General features: G+C 63.6%; 8 protein-coding genes. 5 read left to right on the top strand and 3 right to left on the bottom strand.

The genetic code is table 11. The features are described from left to right. The first annotated feature begins 172 nt into the window (after window positions 1–172). The 5 genes from MFF24_RS20450 to MFF24_RS20430 all read left to right on the top strand — a co-directional run bounded on the left by MFF24_RS20450 (window position 173) and on the right by MFF24_RS20430 (window position 5,747). On the top strand, window positions 173–622 hold the full coding sequence (locus MFF24_RS20450; RefSeq protein ID WP_238226842.1) for a hypothetical protein: 450 nt from the start codon (window positions 173–175) through the stop codon (window positions 620–622). Window positions 623–648: 26 nt separating this feature from the next. Then, window positions 649–1,089: a hypothetical protein gene (locus MFF24_RS20445; protein WP_238226840.1), complete on the top strand. Its 441-nt coding sequence runs from the start codon at window positions 649–651 to the stop codon at window positions 1,087–1,089. A 180-nt stretch (window positions 1,090–1,269) separates the two neighbouring features. Next, entirely contained in the window at window positions 1,270–2,070 is an 801-nt protein-coding gene (locus MFF24_RS20440; RefSeq protein WP_238226838.1) for a hypothetical protein, read from the top strand. 290 nt (window positions 2,071–2,360) lie between these two features. Further along, on the top strand, window positions 2,361–4,277 hold the full coding sequence (locus MFF24_RS20435) for a GmrSD restriction endonuclease domain-containing protein (RefSeq protein ID WP_238226836.1): 1,917 nt from the start codon (window positions 2,361–2,363) through the stop codon (window positions 4,275–4,277). Between the two features lie 322 nt (window positions 4,278–4,599). Next, window positions 4,600–5,747 (top strand): IS3-like element ISMch5 family transposase gene (locus tag MFF24_RS20430; RefSeq protein WP_238226835.1). Its coding sequence is split into 2 segments (ribosomal slippage): window positions 4,600–4,849 and window positions 4,849–5,747, totalling 1,149 coding nucleotides; the frame shifts between segments, so codons are not numbered across the junction. A gap of 652 nt (window positions 5,748–6,399) precedes the next feature. On the opposite strand, the gene ribB is transcribed toward MFF24_RS20430, so the two are convergent. The 3 genes from ribB to MFF24_RS29155 all read right to left on the bottom strand — a co-directional run bounded on the left by ribB (window position 6,400) and on the right by MFF24_RS29155 (window position 8,338). Then, on the bottom strand, window positions 6,400–7,524 hold the full coding sequence (gene ribB, locus MFF24_RS20425) for a 3,4-dihydroxy-2-butanone-4-phosphate synthase (protein ID WP_238226833.1): 1,125 nt from the start codon (window positions 7,522–7,524) through the stop codon (window positions 6,400–6,402). A gap of 36 nt (window positions 7,525–7,560) precedes the next feature. Then, window positions 7,561–7,944, bottom strand: a complete 384-nt coding sequence (locus tag MFF24_RS20420; protein WP_238226831.1) for a cupin domain-containing protein — start codon at window positions 7,942–7,944, stop codon at window positions 7,561–7,563. 130 nt (window positions 7,945–8,074) lie between these two features. After that, a complete protein-coding gene (locus MFF24_RS29155) occupies window positions 8,075–8,338 on the bottom strand; it encodes a CBU_0592 family membrane protein (RefSeq protein WP_425543189.1) in 264 nt (87 codons plus the stop codon). Window positions 8,339–8,657: the final 319 nt, after the last annotated feature.

The raw sequence follows: 8,657 nt of genomic DNA, 5'->3' as shown, positions 1-8,657 counted from the left end.
CCGGGACCGACGGCATCGACGGGTTCGAGATTGGCATCGCGCTGCCCTCGGGCCACCACGCGGATTAACGCCCGAGACACCCCGAAGCATCGAAAGTGCGGATGAACCCCTTTTGGACGCCGATTGACAGCCAAGGGCCGCATGCTGGCGCTGCCCCACGAAAGAACTTTGCATGAGCTCGCTCGTCTCCCCCCTCCACGTCGGCCGCCTCAACGGCCGGCCGTTGCGGTTCTTCCGGGCGCCGCTCGCGGGGACGCACCTGCCCTGGCACGCCTTCGACGACCTGCAGGCCTGCCTCGCCCTGCCCGAGGACGTGCGTGCGGGGCTGAAGCGCGACTTGATGGCAGATTGGGGCCGGGACGTGCGCACCGTCGCGACGGTGGAGGGCATCGTCACCATCGCCCCGCACTGGATGGCCGCGGGCCTCGTCGGTGCGGTCGCCGGACGCGTGGGCGACGACATCGACCTGACGGTGGCCTACCAACAGGCGCTGTTCTCCGCTTGGATCGAACTGACCGGCGACATGCCCGCCGCCGACTCGCTGGCGCTGCTCCAGGCTGCGCTCTGCAACATGCTCGCTGATCGGGTCCGCGCCGGCTTCGGTGGCGGCAGCACCGCCTAAGCTGTGAAGCCGAGGGGTTCGGACGCGTGAGCATCAGCGCCGTTCTGCGCGAGCTGATGGCCGCAGGGCTTCAGGGTGAAGCTCTGATCGCAGCCGTTGAGCGCATAGAGGACGTCGGCGACCAAGAGAAGCGGCAGACGAGGGCGGCCCGCAACAAACGGTATAAGGAGCGGCTGAAAGCGCGGAAGGCAGCCGACGCGGCGGAAGCCGCGGACGAGCCGGGAGATAAGACGCTTAAGACGTCTAAGACGTCTTACGAGGGCTCCCCCAAGACAAAGGCCTCCCCAGACCCCTCTAAAAACCCAACCCCCTTACCCCCGGGGGATGGCGCGCCGACGAGCGCGAAGAAGGGGCACCGCTTGCCGGACAACTTCCGGGTCAGCCCTGCCGGGCGATCCTTCGCCCGGAATGCCGGCTGGACCGACGCGGAGATCGACGAGGCCGAGGCCGAGTTCGTGGACCACTGACCAGCGTGCCCGGCGCCGCCGCCCTGAAGCTCGATTAGGCGAAGACTTGGCGCAACCGTGTTCGCCGCTTCGGGCCGCCCGGACGCCACCTTAACGCCTCCGCCGCCCGCAGGGCTGGCGCTGGCCGCGACAGCGCAGCAACCGCCCTCCTGAGACGCGACCGCATGGAGCGTGAAGCCGATGGCCGCTTTGACCCCTTCGACGATCCCGCAGCCCGTGGACGACCCGACGCCGGAGATCGACGCTCTCGTGACCCGCCTCCGGAGCGCGGCACAATGGGAGGCTCCGGGCCGATACTCGATCTCGAGCCGATGCGCTCCGACCGAGGGGCAGAGGCAGGAACTGACCCGACGCGCCGATGACCTCCGGCGAGCCCTGTCGCCTGCAGCGAAGGACGAGATCCGGACCTCGCTGCTGAAGTGGATCGCCGGCCTCGACCTGCGGCTCAGCGAAGAGGCCCTGGACGATATGGTGAGCATGTTCGTCGCCTCGCTGATGGGCCTGCCCCTCTGGGCGGTGCGCCAGACGCTGCTGAACTGGATGCAGGGTCGCATCGCCAACTGCAATCCGCGCTTCACCCCCAAGCCACCCGAGTTGCGCCGAGAGGGTGACAGGATCGTCGCGAGGCGCAAGCACGAGCTCGGCAGCATCGGCATCATCCTCAGTGCCAAGGTGGAGCGCGTACCCGACGACGCCGAGCGGGAAAGGGCCATCGCCTATTGGCGTGAGACCGTGAAGCCGACGATGCACCATGCGGACGTGACCGAGGCCATCAGCCCGGAGGAGAACCGCCGGCAGCAGGTGGACGCCAACGACAGGTTGAGACGTCGGGAACGCGAGGCCGCCGGGGCCGATCGGGAGGGCGTCCATACCCTGGAGATGGAAGGGAAGCTGAATCGGATGCGGGCGCGGGCCGGCATCGAAAGCGGTGAAGATCGGGAGCGCCAGCAGCGTCCAGAAACCGAGGACTTGGAGCGCTAGGAACCAGCCTCCGACCAAACTCGCACGTGCTACGAGAATGGGATAGGCGATACCCGCTATCGACCCAACCTGGTCGCCAGGACCTCTGTCTCCGCTTCTCGGAAGAAGCCGCTCCCCAGCCCTCTGGCAAATACGGTTAGAAGCGACAACCGTGTGTTGGTTCGGCCATCGCCGGCAGCCAGTTCCCGAGGGGGGCGCCCTTCGGCCCACGCGACACCGGCCTCGAGCCTTTTCACTTGAGTGTGAGGTGCCACTGGGGAAAACTCGCCTTAACCAGGGGTGGAGACGACATGCCAGGATCGACGTTTCAAACCAATCCGGTGGACCTACCGAAGGTTCTCGACGACTGCCACCGGGGCGTCATCCAGCTCCCGGATTTTCAGCGTAGCTGGGTTTGGGACGAAGACCGTATCAAGAGCGTGATCGCCTCGATCTCCCGGGCGTTTCCGATCGGCGCCTTGATGTCGCTCGACACGGGCGGGCCGGTGAACTTCAAGCCGCGCCCTGTTGAGGGCGCTCCAACGGAAGCGCGTGACGTCGTTCCGCAATCGCTCTTGCTCGACGGCCAGCAGCGCATGACGTCGCTTTATCAGGTGACGCTGCGCGGCAAGGTGGTCGAGACCGTCACCCCCAAGAAGAAGCGGGTCAAACGCTGGTTCTACATCGACATCCGCAAGGCGCTGAACGCTGACACGGACCGCGAGGAAGCCATCATTGGCATGCCCGAGAACCGGATTGAGCGCGGCGATTTCGGTCGCGCGGGCGAGCTGGATCTCTCCTCGGCGGAGCAGGAATACGCCAATTTGATGTACCCGGTATGCCAGGTGTTCGACTGGGATAGCTGGCAGGACGGTTTCGATGAGTATTGGGCCGGTGACGAGCACAAGGCCATCAAAGCCGCCTTCCGCACCTTCAAGAAGGAAGTGCTTGAGAACTTCAAACACTACCGCGTGCCGGTGATCGCCCTCGATCGCTCGACCTCGAAGGAGGCGGTCTGCGTCGTCTTCGAGAAGGTGAACACCGGCGGCAAGGCACTTGATGCCTTCGAGCTGGTGACAGCCATGTACGCGGCCTCCGGCCACGAGCTGCGCAAGGACTGGTACGGCGACGACAAGACAAAGGGGCGACACCGTCGCCTGGTGGATACACTGCGTTTGGCGGACACCGAAAAAGGCATCCTGGCCGGGGTATCGAACACCGATTTCCTGCAGGCGGTGTCGCTCTTCTACACTCGCGACAGACGTCGGGCGGCGGTCGAGGCCGGCAAGGAAGGCAAGGAGCTGCCCGCGGTCTCCGGCAATCGCCAGGCCCTGCTCGATCTGCCTCTGGAGGCCTACATTCGCTACGAGGCGCAGGTGGAAGCCGGCTTCGTCCGGGCAGCCAAGTTTCTGCACATGCTGCACATCTACCGCATCTTCGATCTGCCCTATCAGTCGCAGATCGTGCCGTTGGCGACGATCCTTGCCGATATTGGCGACGCCTGGGAGCACGAGGCCAACAGGGCAAAGCTGTTCCAATGGTACTGGAACGGCGTCTTCGGCGAGTTGTACGGCTCGACTGTCGAGTCCCGGATCGCCCGCGACTTCGTCGAGGTGCCGGATTGGCTGAGGGGTGGCAAGGCGCCATCGACGGTCAGCGAGACGATCTTCCGCGCCGACCGCCTGAAGACTATGCGGATGCGCCTCTCAGCCGCCTACAAGGGCGTGAACGCACTCCTGATGCGGAAAGGCGCCGAGGATTTCCGCTCCGGCCAAGAATTCGATCACACCGTGTTCTTCGGCGAGAATGTCGACATTCACCACATCTTTCCGCAGGCTTGGTGCAAGGGCAACGGCATCAGTCCAGCCGTCTACGACTCGATCATCAACAAGACGCCGCTATCGGACCGGACCAACCGGATCATCGGCGGTGCGGCGCCATCCGAGTATCTGGCCAAACTTGAGAAGGGTAGCAGCACAGCCCCACCGATTGAGGGCGCAACGCTCGACGGCCATCTGCGCTCCCACCTGATCGATCCGGCGCAGCTCAGGAGCGACAATTTCGAGGCCTTCATGGAGAGCCGGCAGAAGGCGCTCCTCGAGATCATCGAGCAGGCGATGGGCAAGACCGCTTACACCGGCAATGTCCCCGAGGAGGGGCTAGACGTCGAGAGCGACGCCGAGGCCGCCGAGGCCGGGCTCACGATGCCCCTGCAGTCAGCCGCTTGAGATGTGCGGAAGCTTGAATATCAAAGGGCGTTCTGTCGGCAGTTCACGCCTTCCAAGCGTCCTTGAGCCGCCGCTCTCCTACAGCTGCATTCGAGTGGCGCGCGGCGACAGACCCAGCCTGCCCGATGTGCCTGCCAGCCGGCGCTGATGCGGTTGCCTGGGCGGCGGCCTGACACGAACTCTCGACTGTCCGCTTCCGCTCAAACATGCAGCGGAAGCGGACTGGCATATATGCACCCATAGCAGTCCGTGACGCAGAATGGCCTGCTGCCGGTTTCACGGACACCCTGTTTAGGTGTGAAGGTGAAGCCGGAGGTGCTCCATGCAGCGTCGCAAGTTCGGACGTGAGTTCAAGATCGAGGCGGTTCGACTGATTCGGGAACGTGGTGTCAGTGTCGCGCAGGCCGCGCGCGATCTCGATGTTCACGAGACGATGCTGCACCGGTGGGTGAAGCAGGCGGCGGCCGATCCGCAGCACGCCTTCCCTGGTCAGGGGCAGATGAAGCCCGAGCAGATCGAGATCGACCGGTTGCGCAAGGAGGTCGCTCGTCTGAAGGCGGAGCGTGATATCCTAAAAAAGGCCGCCGCATACTTTGCGAGGGACGCGATATGAAGTTCGCGTTCATCGCAAAGCATCGTGCTGTCTGGCCAGTTGCCTGGATGTGCGCGGCGCTGGGTGTCTCGCGCTCCGGCTTCCACGCGTGGCTCACCCGACAGCCCAGCCAACGCACACGGGACGACGAAGTCATCCTGAGCAAAGCCCACGCGAGCTTCGTTGCCAGCGACCGCACCTACGGCGCAAGGCGCGTCTGGCGCGATGTGTTGGCCGAGGGGGTCTCGTGCGGGCTGCACCGCATCGAGCGGATCATGCGCGAGAACGCCTTGCGAGCGCGACCGCGTCGGCGGGGGCTGCCGAAGGACGAAGGTGACCGGGCTGCCGCCTCGCCCAATCTCTTGGAGCGGCGGTTCGCGGCCGACGCCCCGAACCGGAAGTGGATCGCCGACTTCACGTATATCTGGACCGCCGAGGGCTGGCTCTACGTCGCCGCCGTCATCGATCTGTTCTCGCGCCGTGTCGTGGGCTGGTCGATGCAGGCCAGTATGACGGCTCAACTCGTGACAGATGCGCTCGTCATGGCGATCTGGCGCAGAGGCAAGCCGGATGCCTTGCTGCATCACTCGGACCAGGGCTCGCAATACACGAGCGAAGCCTTCCAGCGTCAAATGACCGAGCACGGCGTGACCTGCTCGATGAGCCGTTCGGGCAACGTCTGGGACAACGCGGCAATGGAGAGCTTCTTCTCCTCGCTGAAGACCGAGCGCACCGCCCGACGGACCTACCGGACGCGGGATGAAGCCCGTGCAGACGTGTTCGATTACATCGAGCGCTTCTACAACCTGGCGCGGCGGCACTCGACCTTGGGCTACCTCAGCCCCGTCGAGTTCGAAAACCGAACCCAATTAGCTTAGGACGGTGTCCAACAAACCGGCAGCAGGCCATTTGACGCCCCCGCCCGCGAGTTCTTCATCGCGCTAGGTTTCAGCTTTCATTTCATACCAAGGTACGATTTACAAGCTTTTCCCGACAGATCCAGCACAATAAAACGAATAGCGCATGACAATATCCGATGATGAGACAATCATCTTTGGTGCATTATGATTGCGCGCAATGAGCCAGAAAGCGCACAATGTATACAGAAAATGCGAATTCGCTCACTGGAGTCTCAAGTGTGGAGGCTGAAATGCAATAATGATATGAGGCGCCACTCCGTTCAGCTTAATGGCTGCATGGCGGCGCAGCACGCCGCTTTGGCACCCCACAAATTGTTTGGGCGGTGTTGAGTTTCGACGGTTGTGGTCCATTCAGGAGATTAAGCGTGCGGCGATGCAGCTCACGCAGCGGCGCAACGAGCCCGCGTTCGTGCTCGCCTGGCCAGCTTGGCGGCGCGCCCTCCAAGCTGCCGCGCGACACGCGCACCTCTCGATAATGCAACTGTAATGCTAGGCCGAACCGCGTCCCTAGCTTGGGCGGCTCTCAAGTCGGGTCAGCTTCTGGCACCGAAGCTCATTTCGATGAGGTCGGGTATCGTTCCGTCGGCAAAGGAGCTTGACCTTCGATCGTCTACGCCTCCCCGAAGTCAGATGCGCCACGGTCCCGTCCAGCCTGGCCCTGATCCGCCACGTCCTCGGTCCCGGCTATCCGTATGCCGAAGCCCGAGAGACCGACATAAGCGTGCGACGACGAGGACAGGTTTCGGATCGAGACGACGCCGAGATCGCGCAGGATCTGCGCGCCGAGCCCCACCTCGCGCCACTGGTATACGCGCCGTTCCTCAGCGCCCCCCTCCGCAACCTGCTGCAGGGGTACGCCCGCGGTGCCGTCGCGCAGGTAGACGAGGATGCCGCGGCCCTCCTTGGCGAAGCGCCGCATCACGTTCTTGATCTGCCCCCCGCCCTCGATCACGTCGGCGACGACGTTGGAGCGGTGCAGGCGCACCGGCACGTTGCGGCCGTCGCCGATGGCGCCGTGCACGAAGGCGAATTGCTGAATCGGCTCGAACGGCGTGACGTAGGCGTAGCCGGTCATCGCGCCGAACTCGGTCTTGACCGGGAAGGTGCCGACCCGCTCGACCAGCCGGTCGCGGGCCTGCCGGTAGGCGATGAGGTCGGCCACCGAGATCCGCTTAAGCTTGTGCTTCTGCGCGAAGTCGTCGATCTGCGGCCCCTTCATCACGGTGCCGTCGTCGTTGGCGAGTTCGCAGATCACGCCGACCGGCGGGAGATTTGCGAGCTTGCACAGGTCGACCGCCGCCTCGGTATGGCCGGAGCGCATCAGCACGCCGCCGTCGCGGGCGATCAGCGGGAAGACGTGGCCGGGGCGCACGAAGTCGCCCGCGCCCATATTGCCGTTGGCGAGCGCGCGGACCGTGTTGCAGCGCTGCTCGGCGGAGATGCCGGTGGTCAGCCCGTGGCGCACGTCGACCGTGACGGTGAAGGCGGTGCCGAGCGGCGCGTCATTGGCCGCTACCATCGGGGCGAGGTGCAGGCGGCGCGCCTCGTCGAGGGTGATCGGCGTGCAGACGATGCCGCAGGTGTTGCGGATGATGAACGCCATCTTCTCCGGCGTGCAGAGCGAGGCGGCAACGACGAGGTCGCCCTCGTTCTCGCGGTCGTCGTCGTCGGTGACGACCACGATCTCGCCGCGGGCGAAGGCCTCGATGGCCTCGGTGACGGAGCGGTGGGACACGGGACGTCCTTGCAACGGAAGATGACGCAAGAGGCGTCAGGATCCAGTCCCCGGGATTTCCGCGGCGAATCTTTTGTGAACGCGCTCAGGCATGTGCCATGTCCCACGGAAACCCTTTCGGATCGCGAAGCCGTCACCCGGACCGAATTCCTGGACTTTACCGGTATCCTCCTCGGTTACGATGATCCGCCCCTCCATGATCGTAGCCATTTCATTGAAGGGATAGTCCGTGAGGCGCATGGTTCCGGGAGTGCAGGTCCAGACGCCGGCGAGGAAGTTACCCTTTTCGCTGGTCATGAACACATCCAGAACCTGTTCGCAGGTACCGTCGACGATCTCGCCGAGGGTTGCCGGCCCCGAAATTTCCTTCCCGCTCTTGCTCCCGGCAGGATCAAGGTTGACCAGAACCTGAGTCGTCATCATTCACTCCGATCGAGACTGTGATAGCACGCTCTGACTTTGTCTTTCGCTCTAATTATATATTTAACACTCACATAATCTAGTGCTCGCAAATGCAATCGGATTATATATAAAAATTTTTATGAGAACGTCAGCGAACATCCCCCGATTTTATCTGCCTCATATATATGATATACAGTCCTCTCAGACTAACGAGTGCCCAAAAGCCCTCGACCAAAGCCGCCGGCAAGTTCCAATCGACGGAAAGTGAGGCCAGAACGAAGATCGCGCCAAACAGATTTGCCATTAGGTAGGTTATGCTGTCTTGATCGACCCATCTTTGCTGGGAAGCGAGATAGGCCAGCGCTATCATGATCGATCCAACGAAGCCCGCTGCCGTCAGAAGTATGGCCATTGTCCGCAATGCGTCCCATCACCGTTCGGGCCTCGGGCCGCAGTCGGTGCCCACCGGAGCCGACAGTTCCTGACAAGAAACTATCACACCCAACAGGAATTAGAAGGGGCGCTGACGCTTGGCTCGGCGGCTAGTCGCGTCTTCCCGGCGATCAAGCTGCCGTCGGTGGGTCGACACGCCCGCGACCGATGGGTCAGCCTCACATCGCCACGCCGAAGCGGTGCGCGGTCTCGTGGCCCTGTCCTCCAGGGGAGGCCGTGCCTCGCGGAACGCCGATGCCGGTCCGGGTCCTGCGGCCGCGCAGCGTCCCATATCCTGC

It is taken from the genome of Methylorubrum aminovorans, assembly GCF_022179725.1.
Lineage (GTDB): Bacteria > Pseudomonadota > Alphaproteobacteria > Rhizobiales > Beijerinckiaceae > Methylobacterium > Methylobacterium aminovorans.
The sequence above is the reverse complement of the archived record's forward strand: the minus strand, read 5'-3'. Positions and strand labels throughout refer to the sequence as shown.

Bases quoted from the DNA above. Each gene is read 5' to 3' on its own strand.
- MFF24_RS20450 (WP_238226842.1), top strand. From the start codon at position 173: ATGAGCTCGCTCGTCTCCCCCCTCCACGTCGGCCGCCTCAACGGCCGG.
- MFF24_RS20440 (WP_238226838.1), top strand. From the start codon at position 1,270: ATGGCCGCTTTGACCCCTTCGACGATCCCGCAGCCCGTGGACGACCCG.
- MFF24_RS20435 (WP_238226836.1), top strand. From the start codon at position 2,361: ATGCCAGGATCGACGTTTCAAACCAATCCGGTGGACCTACCGAAGGTT.
- MFF24_RS20420 (WP_238226831.1), bottom strand. From the start codon at position 7,944: ATGACGACTCAGGTTCTGGTCAACCTTGATCCTGCCGGGAGCAAGAGC.
- MFF24_RS29155 (WP_425543189.1), bottom strand. From the start codon at position 8,338: ATGGCCATACTTCTGACGGCAGCGGGCTTCGTTGGATCGATCATGATA.